At 55.4% G+C, this 18,229-nt stretch carries 17 protein-coding genes; 10 read left to right on the top strand and 7 right to left on the bottom strand.

Annotated features, from left to right (window positions below; all coding sequences use genetic code 11):
* The first annotated feature begins 6 nt into the window (after positions 1-6).
* Positions 7-1,047 (top strand): putative metalloprotease CJM1_0395 family protein, encoded by a 1,041-nt coding sequence (locus DV711_RS05870; protein WP_114694679.1) that lies wholly within the window; start codon positions 7-9, stop codon positions 1,045-1,047.
* 50 nt (positions 1,048-1,097) lie between these two features.
* On the opposite strand, the gene DV711_RS05865 is transcribed toward DV711_RS05870, so the two are convergent.
* The 4 genes from DV711_RS05865 to xseA form a co-directional block, all read right to left on the bottom strand.
* On the bottom strand, positions 1,098-1,880 hold the full coding sequence (locus DV711_RS05865; protein WP_114694678.1) for an alpha/beta fold hydrolase: 783 nt from the start codon (positions 1,878-1,880) through the stop codon (positions 1,098-1,100).
* A gap of 26 nt (positions 1,881-1,906) precedes the next feature.
* Positions 1,907-2,524, bottom strand: a complete 618-nt coding sequence (gene bamJ, locus DV711_RS05860; RefSeq protein ID WP_114694677.1) for a BamJ family beta-barrel-assembly machinery protein — start codon at positions 2,522-2,524, stop codon at positions 1,907-1,909.
* 127 nt (positions 2,525-2,651) lie between these two features.
* The gene (locus tag DV711_RS05855) at positions 2,652-3,539 is read right to left on the bottom strand and encodes a M23 family metallopeptidase (protein ID WP_114694676.1); all 888 of its coding nucleotides are present in this window, start codon (positions 3,537-3,539) and stop codon (positions 2,652-2,654) included.
* A gap of 10 nt (positions 3,540-3,549) precedes the next feature.
* Positions 3,550-4,914: an exodeoxyribonuclease VII large subunit gene (gene xseA, locus DV711_RS05850; RefSeq protein WP_114694675.1), complete on the bottom strand. Its 1,365-nt coding sequence runs from the start codon at positions 4,912-4,914 to the stop codon at positions 3,550-3,552.
* A 260-nt stretch (positions 4,915-5,174) separates the two neighbouring features.
* On the opposite strand from xseA, the gene prfB reads away from it, so the two are divergent.
* From prfB to DV711_RS05810, 8 genes are all read left to right on the top strand, one after another.
* A complete protein-coding gene (gene prfB, locus DV711_RS05845) occupies positions 5,175-6,272 on the top strand; it encodes a peptide chain release factor 2 (protein ID WP_165840009.1) in 1,098 nt (365 codons plus the stop codon).
* A gap of 68 nt (positions 6,273-6,340) precedes the next feature.
* Positions 6,341-7,879 (top strand): lysine--tRNA ligase, encoded by a 1,539-nt coding sequence (gene lysS, locus DV711_RS05840; protein WP_114694674.1) that lies wholly within the window; start codon positions 6,341-6,343, stop codon positions 7,877-7,879.
* Positions 7,880-7,893: 14 nt separating this feature from the next.
* Positions 7,894-8,364, top strand: a complete 471-nt coding sequence (locus DV711_RS05835; RefSeq protein WP_243633741.1) for a hypothetical protein — start codon at positions 7,894-7,896, stop codon at positions 8,362-8,364.
* 25 nt (positions 8,365-8,389) lie between these two features.
* Positions 8,390-9,085: a uracil-DNA glycosylase gene (gene ung / locus DV711_RS05830; RefSeq protein ID WP_114694673.1), complete on the top strand. Its 696-nt coding sequence runs from the start codon at positions 8,390-8,392 to the stop codon at positions 9,083-9,085.
* A 309-nt stretch (positions 9,086-9,394) separates the two neighbouring features.
* Positions 9,395-10,138: a substrate-binding periplasmic protein gene (locus DV711_RS05825; RefSeq protein ID WP_114694943.1), complete on the top strand. Its 744-nt coding sequence runs from the start codon at positions 9,395-9,397 to the stop codon at positions 10,136-10,138.
* 290 nt (positions 10,139-10,428) lie between these two features.
* On the top strand, positions 10,429-11,859 hold the full coding sequence (locus DV711_RS05820) for a rhomboid family intramembrane serine protease (protein WP_114694672.1): 1,431 nt from the start codon (positions 10,429-10,431) through the stop codon (positions 11,857-11,859).
* 55 nt (positions 11,860-11,914) lie between these two features.
* Positions 11,915-13,348, top strand: coding sequence for a hypothetical protein (locus DV711_RS05815; protein ID WP_114694671.1), 1,434 nt, complete (start codon positions 11,915-11,917; stop codon positions 13,346-13,348).
* 154 nt (positions 13,349-13,502) lie between these two features.
* Positions 13,503-14,783 carry an HD domain-containing phosphohydrolase gene (locus DV711_RS05810; protein WP_114694670.1) on the top strand — a complete coding sequence of 427 codons (1,281 nt, stop codon included), beginning with the start codon at positions 13,503-13,505 and terminating at the stop codon, positions 14,781-14,783.
* Positions 14,784-14,833: 50 nt separating this feature from the next.
* Here DV711_RS05810 and speB read toward each other — a convergent pair whose 3' ends face one another.
* The 3 genes from speB to DV711_RS05795 all read right to left on the bottom strand — a co-directional run bounded on the left by speB (position 14,834) and on the right by DV711_RS05795 (position 17,070).
* Positions 14,834-15,664 (bottom strand): agmatinase, encoded by an 831-nt coding sequence (gene speB, locus DV711_RS05805; protein WP_114694669.1) that lies wholly within the window; start codon positions 15,662-15,664, stop codon positions 14,834-14,836.
* Between the two features lie 92 nt (positions 15,665-15,756).
* Positions 15,757-16,122 carry an MmcQ/YjbR family DNA-binding protein gene (locus DV711_RS05800; protein ID WP_114694668.1) on the bottom strand — a complete coding sequence of 122 codons (366 nt, stop codon included), beginning with the start codon at positions 16,120-16,122 and terminating at the stop codon, positions 15,757-15,759.
* Between the two features lie 90 nt (positions 16,123-16,212).
* A complete protein-coding gene (locus DV711_RS05795) occupies positions 16,213-17,070 on the bottom strand; it encodes an endonuclease/exonuclease/phosphatase family protein (protein ID WP_114694667.1) in 858 nt (285 codons plus the stop codon).
* Between the two features lie 209 nt (positions 17,071-17,279).
* Between DV711_RS05795 and DV711_RS05790 the strand changes: the two genes are divergently transcribed.
* Positions 17,280-18,227 carry a DMT family transporter gene (locus DV711_RS05790; protein WP_114694666.1) on the top strand — a complete coding sequence of 316 codons (948 nt, stop codon included), beginning with the start codon at positions 17,280-17,282 and terminating at the stop codon, positions 18,225-18,227.
* Positions 18,228-18,229 lie beyond the last annotated feature (2 nt).

The raw sequence follows: 18,229 nt of genomic DNA, 5'->3' as shown, positions 1-18,229 counted from the left end.
GTCGGCATGGATATCAGCAGTGTCAGCTTAGCCGCAAATTCGCTACAGCCTCGCTCTGTAGCCCCGTCGGTCTCCAATCCACTGGAGACCTCAGGACAGCCTGCTTCCTCCCCAAACAATTCCTCCAGTATCAACGCCGGCCAACCCGACAGCCTGCCAGCGCGGATTAATGATCCTCTTAGCCCGGAAGCGGGACAGCGCTCCGACAATCGTGGCGATGCTGGTTCGGCGGCTCAGAGCTCGGGCAACCTGGCTCAACAGCGAGGAGGGGATAATCGTGCTGATGGTGAGCTGGAGCTCGAGGAATTGAGCCAAGTCCGCCAACTGTCCCAGCGTGATCGTGAGGTCCGGGCTCACGAGGCGGCGCATGCCGCGGCCGGTGGGAGTCTGACCGGGGCGCCTTCCTATTCCTATACCACAGGCCCTGATGGTCGCCGTTATGCGACCTCCGGCGAAGTTAGCGTCGAATCGCCGAGAGGATCCACCCCTGAGGAGACGATTGAGCGGGCGCGAACTGTCATTGAGGCCGCGTTGGCACCGGCCGAACCCTCACCTCAGGATTTGCGGATTGCTGCCCAGGCACGGGCCGAACTGATCGCCGCCCAGGCAGAACTGGAGCGCAGCGAGCGCCAGCAGTTGGAGCAGGCAGAGCAACAGGAAACGGCGCAACAGCCGGAGCTATCCTTAGCCAGCACGGCAACTGACACCGAGTCCGATGTTTCACCAGGCGCGGGCACTAATGTAACCACGGACGAACTTACGCCGTCGGTTTCAACGGAACGCCCCAGTCAGTTAGGTACCGATGAGGAGCTGAACGCGGCTGAACAGCGTGAGGTGGAGCAGGCCGAACGAGCTGCGCGGGCCGAGCAGTTACAAGAAGAGCAGCAGGCGCGACAGGAGCGGATTGCCCAGGCTCAACAGGAATTTGCCCAGGAACTGGCCGAGCTGAATCGGCGGATACAGCAAGTGCAGCAACAGCTGATCGAAACCGGCCAGGTGGATCCGCTGTCTTTATTACAGGGAAGTCTGTTGGATACAACGGCCTGATCAACGGAGAAAACGAACGGCTGGAGCTAGACCGGGACTTACCCGGTTTTTTATGCTTGCGGCGATAGAAAACGTAGCAGCAGGGCGTTGAAGGCCTTGGGTTTTTCGGCATGGGGCCAGTGGCCGACACCGTTCATGATCCGGGCTTCGGCATTTGGAAACAGCGCACCGATGGCCGGTCGATGCTCGGCTTGGATGTAGTGGGACTCGGCGCCTTTGATAAACAGCGTCGGTGCTTCAAAGCGTTGTTGTTCGAAGCGGGGGGCCGGTGGGCTAGCGATGAAGTCGTACTCGCGCTCCAGTACTTCAAGGTTGGCACGCCAGTTAAAACGCTCACCGTCACGGTAGAGGTTTTTCAACAGAAAGTTGCGAATGGAGGCATCTTCGATCTGCTGCTGCAACTGCTGATCCGCCTCGCGACGGGACCCGATGGTGTCCAGCTCGACCCCCCGCAGACCGGCGAAAACGTCGGTATGGTGCGGCGGGTAACGAACCGGAGAGATATCCACCACGATCAATCGCTTGACCCGTTGCGGATAATCCAATGCGAACTGCATCGCCACTTTGCCACCCATCGAGTGGCCCAGCAGGTCAATACTGTCCAAACCCTGCTGGTCGAGAAAAGCCAACAGGTCATCGGCCATCGCCGGGTAGCTCATCTGCTCGCTCCAGTCGGAGCGGCCATGGTTGCGCAGGTCCAGGGTCCAGACCTTAAAGTGCTCGGCCAACACATTCGATTGGCCGGCCCAGTTATCCAGCGAGCCGAACAGCCCATGCAGGATAACCAGTGGTGGGCTGTTGTCTTGACCGTAGCTTTTGGCGTGCAGTTGCATCGGATTTCGTATTTTGTGTGCTCGACTTACAGGATGTCCAGCAGCTCGACTTCGAACACCAGGGTGCTGTGGGGCGGGATAGAACCGCCGGCACCTTGGGCACCGTAAGCCAGCTTGGACGGGATAACCAGACGCCACTTGGAACCAACGCCCATCAGCTGCAGCGCTTCGGTCCAGCCGGAGATGACGCCGCCAACGGCGAATTCGGCCGGCTGATTGCGCTCAACGGAGCTGTCGAACACGCGACCGTCGATGAAGGTGCCGTGGTAATGGGTGCGAACGTTGGAGGTGACATCCGGCTTGGCGCCATTGCCTTCAACCAGAACTTCGTACTGCAGACCGGATTCGGTCACAACCACGCCGTCACGCTTGGCGTTCTCTTCCAGGTAGCTGAGGCCTTCGGCTTCGGCTTCCTTGGCGGCTTCTTCTGCTTTAGCCTGCATCTGCTTGTTCAGCTCTTCAAATGCCGCCTGCAGCTCTTCGTTCGGAACGCGGGAGGCTTCGCGGGCGATGGCGGTACGCAGACCTTCGATAACCAGGTCGATCTCCAGACCGTCGATGTTGTTGTCACGCAGCTGGGAACCCATCTGCAGGCCGATGCCGTAACTGACCTTCTGGGCGACGGTGTCGATTGCTTGGCTCATTCAATTTCTCGCTTTCTATGAGAGTGGATGTGAGATTACGGAACGTAAAGCGCGCGATTATAGCAGCATCGCAGCGGTTACGGTGTATTTAAGGATCGGCTAGCCGGCGGGCTTCCTGATGGCACAGTTAACGCTGATCCGGGTAGAGAAACAGGATCGGGTCGACCCGGACATTGTTGAGGCTGACACTCCAGTGCAGATGAGGCCCGGTCACCCGGCCGCTACTGCCGACGGTGCCCAACTGCTGGCCCAGTTCGACGCGCTGTCCAACCTCGACATCGATACGATTCATATGGGAATACATCGTGATCAGCCCCTGACCGTGATCCAGGATCAGATTGCGACCGTTAAAAAAGTAATCGCCGGTGTCGGTAACGATACCGGGGGCCGGCGCAACGATCGGGGTGCCTTTGGGGGCGGCGATATCCAGGCCGCTATGGGGTTTGCGGGGTTGGTCATTGAAGAAACGCTTAAGGCCGAAGGGACTGCTGAACGGGCCTTTGGCCGGGCGGGCAAATCGGATCACGTTCAGATTGGAGTCACCCCAATTGCCCAGTGCCGCCAGCATCTTTCTCTTCTCTTTGCCGATCCGGTCCAGGTCGAGTTTGTTGGGATTGACCTTGCGTTTGTTTTTGATCACCAGTCGCTGCTCGCGGTAATGCTTGTCGACCACCTCGAAGCTGATGACTTCGTTACCGACGTTAAGTTGCTGGGTTCCTGGCTTGGCGCTCAGTGGAATGCCGATCAGGGCGACCCAGGGGGCTTGATCGGCATAGTCGGTGTTAGTGCTGGGTACCACCAGAACCCGGTTTTTGCCATATCGGGCCTCAGGGGGCGTGTTGCTGTCGATCGTCAGCGGAATCAACGCAACTCCGCCGGGTACCGATGAGTGTTCCGGTAAATTTAGGGGCTGAGCCATCAGGGAGGGGCTCAGCAGGCCGAGATTCAGGGTCAACGTTAGTAGCGGCAGGGCAAGCCAGGATCGTTTCAGCGGTTGTGTTAGTGATCGCTTCATGGGGTACCCATCATTCGAGTTCAAGTTGTGGCTGGACCAGCGCCGGAATCACCTCGGTGACCTCACTGACCAGTTCGCCTTTGGCCAGCCGGGTATACAGTTGGTCACCGACACTGAGCTGCTCGCTGTCGCGAATCAGCTGGCCGGACTCACCGCGGCTGATGCTGTAGCCGCGATCCAGCGTCGCCAATGGGCTAACGGTATTCAGCGCATGGGCCTGTTCCCCGAGGCGCCGTCCGAGGCGTTGTAGCTGCTGTTCGATGGCACGTTTGAGTCGCAACTCAAGTTTGGGTAGCTGATCCGCGTATAGGTTCACCTGACGCTGAGGCAGCCGGGTCTGCAAACGTTCGCGCAGATGGGCCAGTCGTAGGCGTTGGCGCTGGAGTCGGTTCTCGGTAGCCTGTCGCAACCGTAGCTCCAGCGAGTCGAGCCGCTGGCTTTGCTCCTGCAGCCGTTGTCCAGGGTGACGCAGCCGTGCACGCAAGGATTCGCATTGGTAGCGATGGCGCTGCAAGCGTTGCTGCATCTGGCGGCTGAGTTGCTGTTGGTACAGTTCGAATCGTTGTAGCAGTTGTTGTCGATCCGGACTGAGCTGTTCGGCCGCCGCCGACGGGGTCGGCGCCCTGAGGTCGGCGACAAAGTCGGCGATGCTGAAATCGATCTCGTGACCGACCGCGCTGACGATCGGAATCTGGCAGTTAAATATATCCCGCGCCAATGCCTCATCGTTGAAGGCGCACAGGTCTTCGGCCGAGCCGCCACCACGACCGATCACAAGTACATCGCAACGCTGATCCCGCTGAGCCAGGGCTAGCGCCTGGCGTAGCTGTGCAGGCGCCTCGTCACCCTGTACCGCCGCAGGATAGAGACTGACCGGAATGGCAGGAAAGCGTCGCTTCAGTACGCTGAGAATATCCTGGACGGCGGCGCCGGTAGGGGAGGTGATCACACCGATATGCTGCGGATGTTCCGGCAGCGGTTTTTTGTGCTCGGCCTCAAATAGACCTTCGAGTTGGAGCTTGTTTTTCAACGCTTCGAAGGCGGCTTGCAGATCGCCGCTACCAGCCGGTTCGATATAGTCGCCGATCAGCTGAAACTCACCGCGCCCCTCATACAAGCTAACTTTGGCCCGCAGCAATACCCGATCGCCGTTCTGGGGACGGTACTTCAGGTAACGAGAACGGTTGCGGAACAGGGCGCAACGAACCTGGGCTCGCTCGTCTTTAAGGGTGAAGTACCAGTGCCCGGAGCTGGGGCAGACGAAGTTGGAGATCTCTCCCTCCACCTGCAACAGGCCGAAGCCGGACTCAAGCAACAGGCGGGCTTGCTGGTTCAAGGAGCTAACGCTGAAAATTTCCGATGATGACTGCTGCAAGGGGAAATGAACTCTTGATGGTAACAATGGCGCCTGAGCGATTTGACGAGGAGTTGACCTTGGCGCCTATGGTAGCCTGAATGCTGAAAGCTCGGAAGGGTGGCTTTCAGTGCCAAAACAGTGGCTAAACCGCCCCTGTAACCCCTACCCAACAGCGGTCCGATTCAGGTAAAATTCCGCCTTTTGCTTCAGCCGCTTCGACCGATGGGAAGACAGCGGTTTTGCTACCTACCTCAAGAAACACGCGACAAGGCCCAGGCATGATCGAAGTTAATCCCATTCAGCTGCGGATCAAGGATATCGCTGACCGCACTGCCCAGCTAAAAAACTACCTCGACTACGAGACCAAACACGAGCGTCTGGTGGAGGTGGAGCGTGAGCTGGAGCAGCCAAGCGTCTGGGACGACCCGGATAACGCCCAGAAGCTGGGTAAGGAGCGCTCGGCGCTGGAGCTGGTGGTCAAGACTATCGACGATATGGAAGCCGGTGTGACCGACACCTCTGACCTGCTGGAGATGGCGGTCGAGGAACAGGACGAAGATACCGTTGCCGATGTCGAAGCCGAACTTGACGATCTGGTCGCCAAGCTGGAAGTGCTGGAATTCCGCCGGATGTTCTCCGGTGAGATGGACCCCAATAACGCCTTCCTTGACATCCAGGCCGGCTCCGGTGGTACCGAAGCTCAGGACTGGGGTGAGATGCTGCTGCGGATGTACCTGCGCTGGGGTGAAGCCAAGGGCTTTAAGACCACCTTGGAAGAATGTTCTGCCGGTGAAGTGGCAGGTATCAAATCCGCCACCATTCGTTTCGAGGGCGATTACGCCTTTGGCTGGCTGCGTACCGAGACCGGTGTGCACCGCCTGGTTCGTAAGTCGCCGTTCGATTCCGGTGGTCGCCGCCATACTTCCTTTACTTCGGTCTTCGTCTCTCCCGAGATCGATGACAATATCGAGATTGACATCAATCCGGCCGATGTGCGCACCGATACCTACCGCGCCTCCGGTGCCGGTGGTCAGCACGTCAACAAGACCGACTCGGCGGTACGTTTGACCCACGAACCGACCGGTATCGTGGCTGAATGTCAGAGTCAGCGCTCCCAGCATAAAAACCGTGATCAGGCTTGGAAAATGCTGCGTGCCAGATTGTACGAGCAGGAGATGCTCAAACGTAATGAAGAGAAACAGGCGCTGGAAGATACCAAATCTGATATCGGTTGGGGCAGCCAGATCCGTTCTTACGTGCTCGATGATCAGCGGATCAAGGATCTGCGCACCAACGTCCAGACCAGCAACTGCGACAAGGTACTGGATGGCGATCTGGACCAGTTTATCGAAGCCTCTCTCAAAGCCGGTTTATAAACCGGCTTATTCAAACAGCTTCAATACCGATAACCGAATTTATTGACGATTTTTAGGACATAACACCGATGTCAGATAAGCAAGCCGCCCCGAAAGATGAAAACCGTTTAGTCGCCGAACGCCGCGAGAAACTCAACGCCCTGCGCGAGCAGGACTCCAAGTCCAACGGTTTTCCTAACAGCTTCCGTCGCGACAGCTACGCCGGCGATCTGCAGGCCGAGCATGGCGATAAGAGCAAAGAGGAGCTCGAAGAAGCGGGTATCCAGGTCGCCGTTGCCGGTCGGGTGATGCTCAACCGCGGTGCCTTTGCGGTACTGCAGGACATGACCGGTCGAATCCAGCTGTACGTCAACAAGGGCGCGCGTCCGTTCGCCAAGTCGCTGGACCTGGGTGATATCGTCGGTATCAAAGGCACCCTGCACAAGTCTGGCAAGGGTGACCTGTACGTCGATATGGAAGAGAACGAGCTGCTGACCAAGAACCTGCGCCCGCTGCCGGACAAGCATAAAGGTCTGCAGGACACCGAGATGCGCTACCGTCAGCGCTACGTCGACCTGATCACCAACGAAGACTCGCGTCGGGTATTCGAGATTCGCGCCAAGATCGTCGCCGCGATTCGTAACTACCTGTCAGAGCGCCGCTTTGTCGAAGCCGAAACGCCGATGCTGCAGGTGATCCCGGGTGGCGCTACCGCGCGTCCGTTTGTGACTCACCACAATGCGCTGGATATCGACATGTACCTGCGGATCGCGCCGGAGCTTTACCTCAAGCGTCTGGTTGTGGGTGGTTTTGAGCGCGTGTTCGAGATCAACCGTAACTTCCGTAACGAAGGACTGTCGACCCGTCACAATCCTGAGTTCACCATGCTCGAGTTCTACCAGGCCTACGCTGACTACAAGGACCTGATGGATCTGACCGAAGACATGCTGCGCACCGTGGCTCAGCAGGTACTGGGCACCACCACCCTGGTTAACACCGTCAAGAACGAGCAGGGCGAAGTGCTGGAAACGATCGAATACGACCTGGCCGCACCGTTCAAGCGCCTGAGCGTGTTCGACTCCATCCTCGAGTACAACCCGGACATCAAGCCCGAAGCACTGGCCAACGAGCATGCGGCCCGTGAGATTGCGGCCCGTCTGGATATTCCGGTTAAGGACAGCTGGGGCCTGGGCAAGCTGCAGATCGAGATCTTTGAGAAAACCGTCGAGCACCGCCTGAGCCAGCCGACCTTTATCACCGAGTACCCGACCGAGGTGTCGCCGCTGGCCCGTCGTAACGACGACAACCCGTTCGTAACCGATCGGTTCGAATTCTTCCTCGGCGGCCGCGAGATCGCCAACGGCTTCTCGGAGCTGAATGACTCCGAAGATCAGGCCCAGCGCTTTATGGACCAGGTGGCCGAGAAGGATGCCGGTGATGACGAAGCGATGCACTTCGATGCCGACTACATCAACGCGCTGGAGTACGGCCTGCCGCCGACCGCCGGTGAGGGCATCGGCATCGACCGTCTGGTGATGTACTTCACCGACTCGCCGTCGATCCGTGACGTGCTGCTGTTCCCGCATATGCGGCCTGAGCTGAAGCCACAGGCTCAAGCTGAAGAGTAAGGACAAGTAAGCCGATGGCGGATGGGCGCAGTGGATCGACCGACAGCCTGATGGGGCGTTGGTTGTTCCCACCCCGTTCGCGTCAGTTTCCGGGTAAACGCTGGGCCAAAATCGTCCTACGTACCCTGCATCTGTTTGGCGTTGCCGGTATCGGTGGCGCCTATCTCTACCATGCCCAGTCGCAAGACTGGCTTCCGTTTCTGTGGCTGACCCTGTTGACCGGAACGGCGATGGTGCTGATCGAGCTCTGGAGCCATTGCATCTGGTTGCTGCAGCTTCGCGGTATGGCAATTCTGGTCAAACTGGTGCTGTTGAGTGGAGCTGCGGCGCTGCCGCCGTCATTCGATCCGGGGGTTATCTTTGTGGTGATTCTGATCTCCGGAATTATCTCCCACGCTCCCAGTCGCCAGCGCTACTATTCGCCGTTTTACGGTCGCAAAATCACCCTTAACGATTGGAGCTGGGGTCACCCCGACGGTGACTGAACGCTCAAAGATCGGAGATCTCTTGATGAATTCACCTTTGCTGAACCTAGAGCCAGGCTGGAAGACAGCCTTGGCCGATCAGTTCGACGCCGACTATATGCAGCAGCTGCGCCAGTTTCTGGTCGAGGAGAAAGCCCAACGTAAGGTGATCTACCCCCACTCGAGCGACACCTTCAATGCCCTCAACTTCACTCCGTTGGAACAGGTCAAGGTGGTGATACTGGGGCAGGACCCGTATCACGGCCCGGATCAGGCCCATGGCCTGTGCTTTTCGGTTAAACCGGGAATCAAGACGCCGCCTTCGCTGGTCAATATCTACAAGGAGCTGGCCACCGACCTGGAAATCCCGCCGGCCAACCACGGCTATCTGGAATCCTGGGCTCGTCAGGGGGTGCTGCTGCTCAACTCGGTGCTGACCGTGCAGCAGGCCAATGCCGCATCTCACCAAGGTAAAGGCTGGGAGCGCTTTACCGACCGGATCATCCATATCCTCAACGAACAGCATGACGGCATCGTATTTATGCTCTGGGGCAGCTACGCCCAGAAGAAGGGCGCCTTTATCGACCAGAGCCGTCACTGCGTGCTCAAAGCGCCGCATCCGTCGCCGCTTTCGGCCCATCGCGGATTTTTCGGCTGCCGCCATTTCTCCCAGGCCAATGCCTACCTACAGCAGCACGGCAAGTCAGTGATCGACTGGCGATTACCGGAATCGATCACGTAAAGCAGTAAGTTAAAGCAGCGATTGGCAGTATTGATCATCCCCATTGCTTGTCTGACTTGCGCGCAGGGCACTTCTAGATTTTCGGCTTTGCGTGCACTCTGCTTTGCGTGCACTCTGCATCGCCACCTTTACACGTTTGGCTGCCAGACCAGACGATAAAAAGGGATCAACACGCAATCTATAATTCCGATCAATAACACTCAATTTGCAGGCTGATAGTCAGCTATCAACTCGTATATGGATCAACCATTTACTTGATTAGGTCAAACGAGCATGCTTCAGAGATCGTATGACGTGAGAGCACTGTATATGCTTAGTGGAAGCAGGCTTTATCTACTGTCGTCACTCGTCATAACCCTATGTCTTGTTGCGGTTCCTCTGCAGCAGGCAGATGCGGCTGATCCTATCGAATACGCTTATCCGGACCAATCGGTTTGGACCACATTTCGTGACTCCAATGGAGTGCTGAAAAATCCGCTTCTTGGCCTAGCCAAGGAGATATTCAATCAAGCCAATCTGGATTGGTATTCTACGCCTTACCCTGCCAAGAGAATGTTTAAACGCCTCAAGGAAGGGCGTTCAATGTTCTCGATGCTGGTGCGGGCCTCCAGTCTGAAGGAGTGTTGCCTGTTCAGCGAAAAGCCGATTACTTCAACTGAGTTAAGGGTATACCGCCGTAAGGACGCCCCCGCTATTAATCATTACCGGGAACTGGAAGGGAAAAGGGTTGTTGCACTGCTCGGTTACAGTTATGGAAAAATCGGTCGGTATGTTCGTGACAACGCTAATCGAGTTATTTTGTCGGAGGCGGCCCGTCACGATAATGCTTTCAAGATGCTGCGACAAAGACGAGTGGATTACGTGCTGGACTATGCAGGCCCTTCAGAGGAGATGCTGGAAGTCATTTCGATACCGACAATCGATTATGATGTCCTAACTCGTTTAGATGTCTATTTGGTGTTGAACAAGACCTACCCGGACGCTCAATTGCTGATGCAGAGGTTAGAGTCGATCGCAAATAGTCTGGATATCGAACAGATTCTTGCCCAGTAGGCCGTTATTGGGTGTTAGCGCCCGAATAGTTCATATAACTCCCAATCAAAAGGTTGTTCTGCATGAACGTTTTTTGATGGATGGACAACTCCAATAAGTATCATCCTTGGTAGCCACTTTCTGTATCTCAGAGAGATAGCTCCTGTTTCCCCTAGGGATTTTTGACGACCAGCGTACGCTCAGGCCTGAGCTGATTCGATAGGCAGTGCCGGTCGAATAGTGATAATCTCGGCACAGGAATCACGGTAGCCGATACCGTGCCAATAACCAACGAATGGAATCGGATTGTTATGGTTATTATCCCCACCGAGAAGCGGTTTGAGTGGGAGCACGCACCTATTGTGCTGTTCGTAATCGTGCTGCTGAATATTCTGATTTTCGCCCTCTACCAGTCCAACGACGACGCCAAGTTCGAACGGGCACTGGTCAGTTATGAGCAGCTACAGTATCTGGATTATGAGTGGCCGATCTTTGAAACTTACCTGAGCGAGCAGAGCGATGGTTCCGATTCTCAGCAGTTACAGGACTACCGCGAACTCTACCAGCAACAGCACACCGCCGAGTTGGGCTACTACGTACTCAGCGATGCCGGGTTTTATCACTACCTGAAGGCCAATCGTCAAACCTTGCCGGTACCGGAAGACTTCGGCTATTGGGAAAATCGGGCCGAAATCCATGACCAGGTCCAGTCGGTGAGTTATCTGGCCTTTGGCCTGAAGCCCAACGACCTGAACCCGATCACACTGCTTACCCACCAGTTTCTGCATGGCGATACGATGCATCTGATGGGCAATCTGTTCTTCCTGGTGATCTGTGGCTTCGCGGTGGAAGCGGCGATCGGGCATTGGCGTTTTCTGCTGTTCTACCTGATCTCAGGCGCGGCCGGTGGATTGCTTTATATGGCGCTGAATCTGAACAGTCCAACCACGCTGGTGGGGGCTTCGGGGGCGATCTCCGGAGTGATGGCGATGTACCTGGGGGTGTTCAGGCTTAAAAAGATCGAGTTTTTCTACTGGTTTTTTATCTTTGTCGGTTATTTCCGTGCTCCGGCCCTGTTTATCCTGCCGTTCTATATCGGTAAGGAGCTCTACAGCTATATGACCGATCTGGATTCCAACGTGGCCTTTATGGCCCATACCGGCGGTTTTATCGCTGGCGGCCTGTTAATTATGCTGGCGTTGGTGATCAACTCTCGAATCCTCGACGAGGAGTATATCGAGGAGGACCAGCAGATTGACCCGCGCCAGCAGGATCTAGCCCAGATCTATCTGTATATCGAGAAGTATCGGTTTGATTCGGCGCTGAAGGCGATCGACAAAGTGGTTGAGAAGTACGGCCCCTGTTTTGACTTCTCTTTACTGCGCTACAACCTGCTGAAGTTGCAAAAGGGTGACGGCTACTCCGATGCGGTGCAGGCGCTGTTGCGCGAGGATCGACTGCGACCTCAGCAGCTCAAGACCGTTGATGAGATCTGGCATGACAACCCCGAACTGCAGTCGCAGCTGGATGATGAAGCGCTGCTTAAACTGGGTTGGAAGCTGACCGCACTGCCGGATATTTCTACCGCCGATCAGATCTTTGCATTACTCAATAGCCGTGAAACGCGAGGGCGGCCGCTGGGGCACCTGGCCCGCAAGCTGGCGCGCCTGCACGGTGATCTTGGCAATAATCTGAAGAAAAAGCGTTACGCCAGTATTGCTGATCAGTTGCAGCAGTCCTGAGCTGCGTTTGTCGTCTTAGCGGCTAGTCGACAAGGATTTTAAGGAAGAGCAAATAATGGATTATTGTAAGTACCACCCATTGGTTTCGGCCACCTACACCTGTCCAAACTGCGAAACCTCGATGTGCGATAGCTGCGTGGACGAGGGAGGGTTTCGGGGCATCGAACGCTGCTTTGTCTGCGGTAGCGAGGTCGAAGGCTTGGGAGCGGCAAACAGTATCGAGCCGTTCTGGCGCCGCCTACAGCAAAGTTTCCGTTACCCGATGAACAAGAGCACGATGCTGCTGATCATTGGGGTTTCGGTGCTGTCCACCATCCTTGCATCCTATGGCTCGCTGATCACCTTTCTGCTCTGGGTCGGGGTTTCCGGGGTGATGATCAAGTACAGTTTCCTATGTCTGCAAAATACCGCCAACGGACTGCTGGTCGCCCCGGGGACCGGTGACGCCTTTCAGGGCGGGGTCCACCTGATCATCAATATCCTGGGCATTTTTCTGGTCATGTCCGGTGCCATTTATGCCGCCGGTATCTATCTGGGGCCTGGGATAGCCAGCACCCTCAGCGTGATCTTTACCATCGGTCTGCCGGCGGTATTGATCAACTATGCCATCAGCGAGCGCTTTACCGAGGCGATCAATCCATTGAGTATGCTGCAGCTGATCTTCGCTATCGGACTGCCTTACGGCTTGTTGTTGGGCTTTATTCTGATTATGTCGGGTTCAGTAGGAATCATCAGCGGCGTTATCGGCGATAAATTCTCCATCCTGTCAGCCGCGCTGCAAAGTGTTGTTTTTTATTACTACATGGTCGTGGTGTTCCATATGATGGGCTACATCATCTTCCAGAATCAGCAGGAGCTGGGATTTAGCGCCAGAGAAAACTACGGTGTGGAGCGAGAGGTCAGGTCAGCCAAGGCATTGCTGCTGGCTCGGATCGATATTCAGGTCAAGGAGGGACTCTATCAAGAGGCGCTGGACAGTTTCAGGCTGGCGCTCAAAGAGTACCCCAACGATAAGGACTGCATTTTTAACTGTTTTGAGTTTCTGTACTCAACCGGCAATCGCTCCGATTTGGTGAAATTTGCGCCGCGCTATTTTAACTTCCTGCTCAGTGCGGGCCGCCAGGATCAGCTCTATCCCGGTTATAAAAAGCTGCTGCAGCTGGACCAGAACTACCAGCCTGCCAGTGCCGAGCTGAGGCACCATTTGGCCAGAGCTTGCCAGCAGTCCGGCAACCCGCGCTTGGCGGTGAAGCTGCTGGCCGGACTCCATCGCGATTTTCCCGAGTATGAAGCCCTAGCCGAGGCCTACCGTCTACTGGCCCAATGCTTGGACGAGCTTCCGGCCATGGCCGACAAAGCCGAGCAGTGCCGCAAATTGGCAGCCCGTTTTGAGCAACGGCAGCCACCGGAACAACCGCCCCTCCAGGAACAGGATTGCCACCAAACCGTCAAATCACCAGGCGATGCTGAGGCGAAATTAATGGAGTAACGGAACCGGACTATCGGGGGGGGGGCAAGCTTGGTTGTCTAGGCAGATCGCGCTGCCGATGTTGCGGCTTGGCCTTGGTAGCAAGCTGGAAAAACAAGTTGGAAATCATTGTCTATTCTAAATTGAATCAGATAGATAGCTCGCAGGAGGCGTGATGCTCACAGCAGAACCAGCCGGAGGGCCTGGAGTCGTTGCTGGACTCGATGTGGATGTTGGCCGTGCGGTTCATACTCTGACCAAGGCGTTGGATTATGTCGGTGTCGATGACAAGAGCCACGGTCGCCGGGTCGGCTTACTTTGCCATCGAATCGCCCATGCGCTGGGGTGGAGTAAGGATCGACGTCATCATGTGCTGCTGGCGGGAATGCTCCACGACTGTGGCGTCTCGTCCACCGCTGTGCATCAGAAGTTGGTGGATGAGGTCGAGTGGAAAGATGCAGAGCAACATTGTATCCGAGGGGACCTCTTTCTTAGCAGCTTTGCCCCCTTTGAAGGCTACGCAGCCGCAGTTCGGCATCACCATACCCGTTGGGAGCACTTGCCAGAGGCTTTGGATCCTTCCACCCGAGAACATGCGAACCTGATCTTTTTGGCGGATCGCCTGGATGTTATCTATGCCGCGTTCGTGCTTGAGAATCCGTATCACCTAGTTCTACTGAACCGCGATAAGCTGATCGGAGAACTACGCGAATATGTGGGCACGCTGTTTTGCGAAACTCTGTTCAGTGCGCTTGAAGAAGCGGCGAAGAAAGACAGCTTTTGGTTGGAGCTGCGCGATGAGTACCTCGATGACGCGATCTTTGAAGTGCTCTCTTCGGAGGACTACCGGATTTCGTTGGGGTTTGACGAGATCGAAGCGCTAGGGGAACTGACGTCGCAGATCGTCGATGCCAAGAGTCCATTCACCCACTACCACAGCCTGAGGGTTGCCGATCTGGCCTACTCCCTGGCCGGATTGGTTGGATACGATCAACATACGATGCGCCTGCTTAGGATAGCTGGGCTTCTCCATGATGTTGGAAAACTAAGAACGCCGGATGAAATTCTGGAAAAGCCCGGCGCCCTGACTGCCGAGGAGTTGGCCCAGATCCACAGCCATCCACTGGACAGTAAACGGGTCCTTTGGGCGATCTTTCCGAATACACCGATCGCCAAGTGGGCTTCGGAACACCATGAAAAGCTGGATGGGTCCGGTTATCCGTTTGGTTGGAGTGCCGAGCAGATCGATCTGCCGACACGGATACTCTGTATTGCCGATATCTTCCAAGCGTTATGCCAAAAGAGGCCCTACCGAGAGCGACTGAGTGTTGAGAGTGTGCTCAAAATTATGGATAAGATGGCCGATGCAGAGCAGATCGACCTGCAGGTCTATGCGGTACTCAAGGATAACCGGGTACCGCTGTACCAGATCGCGATCAAAGAGGGGGCTTCGTGACAGCCCCGCAACGGCCCCTAATAAATAATCCCGGGTTAGTTATTCCGAGCCTAAGATTCGGGACGATCCAGCAGTAACCGACCGATCAGCTCCTTGGCTAGTTTTGCCGCCACCATTGCACTCATGTCATTGATATCCCGAAGCGGGTTCAACTCCACCAGATCGGCGCCTACCAACTGCCCCTTAAAGTTATGGATGATATCCAGCACGGCTCGGGTCGATAGACCTCCCGGCTCGTGGTGAGAAACGCCAGGGGCGTAGGCCGGATCCAGCGCATCCAGATCCAGCGACAGGTAAACCGGGCCTTCAAAGCTCAACTCGGCTACGCCGCTAAGATCCCGCATATGGTGGATCTCGACCCCGAAACGCTCGGCCTGCTGCTGTTGATGGCGGCTCAGAGTACGGATACCCACCTGAACCAGACGGTTCAACTTGCCGGTTTCCATCAGGCGGCTGAACGGCGACGCGTGGCTGTAGGGGTTGCCCTGCATGTTGTCGTACAGATCCGGATGGGCATCCAGGTGCAGTACGTTCAAGCCTGGGTAGGCGTCCGCATAAGCCAGAATGGCCGGGTACGAGACCGAGTGGTCGCCGCCCAGGCTCAGTAATCGATGTCCAGCATTGAGCGACTGTTGTACCGAGTCGTAAATGGCATCGAAGGCCGCTTTACCTGCCAGTCCCGATAGCGCGACATCGCCGGCATCCTGCCACAAGGACGAATCGCCCAGATCAAAACCGGTTTCGGTGAACAGGTTGGCTGAATCGCACTGGAATGCCTCCCGAATCCGAGTTGGTGCCAGCGCCGGGCCGGTCAGGTAGCTGGAGTTGTTGTCTTGTGGAAGACCTAGAAGACGAATGTTGCCGTACTGCGAATTGGACATCAGGGAAGTATCTCGCTTGATAGAATCGGGTCATCGGGCGTTAGTGTTTCAGCTAAATCCTACCCGTGGCAACACCGAGAGCCAAGGTGGGGTTATGGCTGGTTCAATCCCAGTTCTTTCTGTTTCTTCTTGGTTAGTCCCAGTGAAACGATCCGATAAGACTCGCTCAGATAGTATTTCAGATCATTATCGGCCGACTCCGATACATCGTACTGCTGAATCCACTTCATCCCTCGGGAGGCCAGGTAGGGTGCCGGGCGATAGCCGGGCATATCGTGAAGAAAATAATAATTCCGCTCGGAGGTCTTGAAGGTATAGGCCGGTTTCTCCGCTTTACTCCAGCCGCCGATGGCGAACACCTTTCCACCAACTTTCCAGACATGGGAGTCGCCCCACTGAACCACATGGGTAGTGGCTGGAAGCGCACCGCAGAAGGCGTTGAATTCGTCATAGGTCATGGTTAATAGGTCGTGGTAAGGGCTTCAGATCTCTTAGCGCGAAATTTATGCAGTCTAGCTCTGTCTTTGGACTCGTCCAGTCGCTGAGGGTTACGACGGAGGGGCGAGATTGAGTTGGATGCTGATCGGGTAGTGATCCGACGGATAAACGCCATCGTACTGGTTTCTCCATACCTTGATTTCCGACATCGGCCTGAAGGCAGAACTGATAAGGATATGATCAATCGCCGGTAGTAGATCCAGCCCGAAGATCCGATTGGTTGAACCTTCGGGCGGAATGACCTTCAAGCCTATCTCTTCAAATAGACGAACCTCTTGGAAGCCACTGGGAACATTGAAGTCACCTAGGACGATGACGGGAATAGGTTCCCGGACAAGATCTTTGATGCGCTCAACGATAAGTGTCGAACTCTTTAGCCGATTGCTGCGGCTCTTGTAATCATTGTGGACGTTGAACAGAAAAAACTGATGGTTGCTGCAGTGGCTGCGGAATCTGGCCCAACTGGCAAAGTAGGGGTAGCCCCCGTTCCACTGGCTGGAATAGATCCTGTCCGGCGTATCTGAGAAAAAGAAGAAACCCTGATCGAGCAGATCGAATTTGTTGGCTTTATAAATAATCGGTTGTGTTATCGGGAAAGCTGCGGGGTTACCGATGGCGGCGTTTTGATAGCCGGTGGTGGAGGCATGGATCCAATCCAGCTGCAGGTTTCTAGGACTGTAGTCTCCCCCATCAAAGGTCTCCGCCTCTTGAAACGCCACGATGTCGGCATCCATCTCGTTCAAGATACGGCTGACCGCATGTTTACGAGTATCCCAGGTTTCATCACTGTCACTAGGAACAATGTAATGAATGTTGAAACTGGCGATATGTAACGCACAGCTACTACTCGCGTATAGCGGGCTGCAGAGAATCGTCAACAAAGCGGTTATGAGCAGTTTTAGCGACATTGGTGAGTCTTTGTGATGGTACTAGCCGGTTAGGCTTAACAAGAAGGTTTTCCTAGATCACCTCGGACAGCCAGGCTGACTAGGCCTTGTGAAACGTTTCTTGTGATCTTACCGCGCCTGAAGCTACGCGTAAGATGAATTCAAACCGTTGACCTGTCTACAGGTGTAACCCACATGCTACCCATCCTTGATGATGAGGTAGTTCAACCATGCAACAACAGGCAATTTTAGTCGTTTTATCGGGATTCAAGAGCCGGTTTGAGGGCAGGGTTTCCCAATCGATGCAGGGTATCTTGCTGGCTTTGATCTCTACGGCTCTTTTCGTAGTGGTTGGGGTGATGGTTAGGATCCTGAGCGAGCGGATAGATCTGTTTCAGATATTACTGTTCCGCCAACTCGTTTTTATCACACTGCTGACGCCGGCTATTTTAAGGTCATTCGATACTTTGAAGCGCACATCGATGGCTAGATTTCACCTGCTTAGGATCACTGGTGCGTTTCTGGCGCTGTATCTGGGTTTTGTCACGGTCAGTAATATTCCGCTAGCTGATGCCACGGCCCTGGGGTTTACCCAAGTGCTGTTTGTCGCTGTGATCTCGAGGTTGTTTCTGGCTGAATCGGTCGGAACGATACGGATGCTGACCCTGCTAATCGGGTTTGTCGGAGTGCTATTGGTGGTGCAACCAGGTTTTGACAGTCCGTCGCTGATCTACATGATGACCGGTCTGACAGCTGCCTTGGGGGCGGCGGTTGCGGTGGTCTGTGTCCGCTGGCTGGCAAAGACTGAACCTCGGACGGTGCTGCTCAGCTACCAAGCCCTGTTTGTTGGCTTGATCACCCTTGTGCCGAGTTGGTGTGCGTGGCAATGGCCGACAAAAAATGAGTTATTGCTGCTGATTTCAGTGGGGGTGATATCGTCGCTGGCACAATGGATAGGTGTCACGGCGTACCAAAAGGCTGAAGCCAATATCGTAGCCAATGTGGAATACGTCAAGATTTTGTATTCGCTGATCTTGGGCTACCTGTTGTTTGCTGAGCTTCCTAATGTGCTATCGGTTTTCGGCGTTGTAGTGCTGCTATTGAGTGCATTGGTACCTTGGGTCTGGCAGGTGGTCTGCTCGTTCAGATCTAGCCGTCCGAAAGCAGTCTTCGATTGATG

Origin of the sequence: Motiliproteus coralliicola, assembly GCF_003345655.1 — a bacterium.
Taxonomy (GTDB): Bacteria; Pseudomonadota; Gammaproteobacteria; order Pseudomonadales; family Balneatricaceae; genus Motiliproteus; species Motiliproteus coralliicola.
The sequence above is the reverse complement of the archived record's forward strand: the minus strand, read 5'-3'. Positions and strand labels throughout refer to the sequence as shown.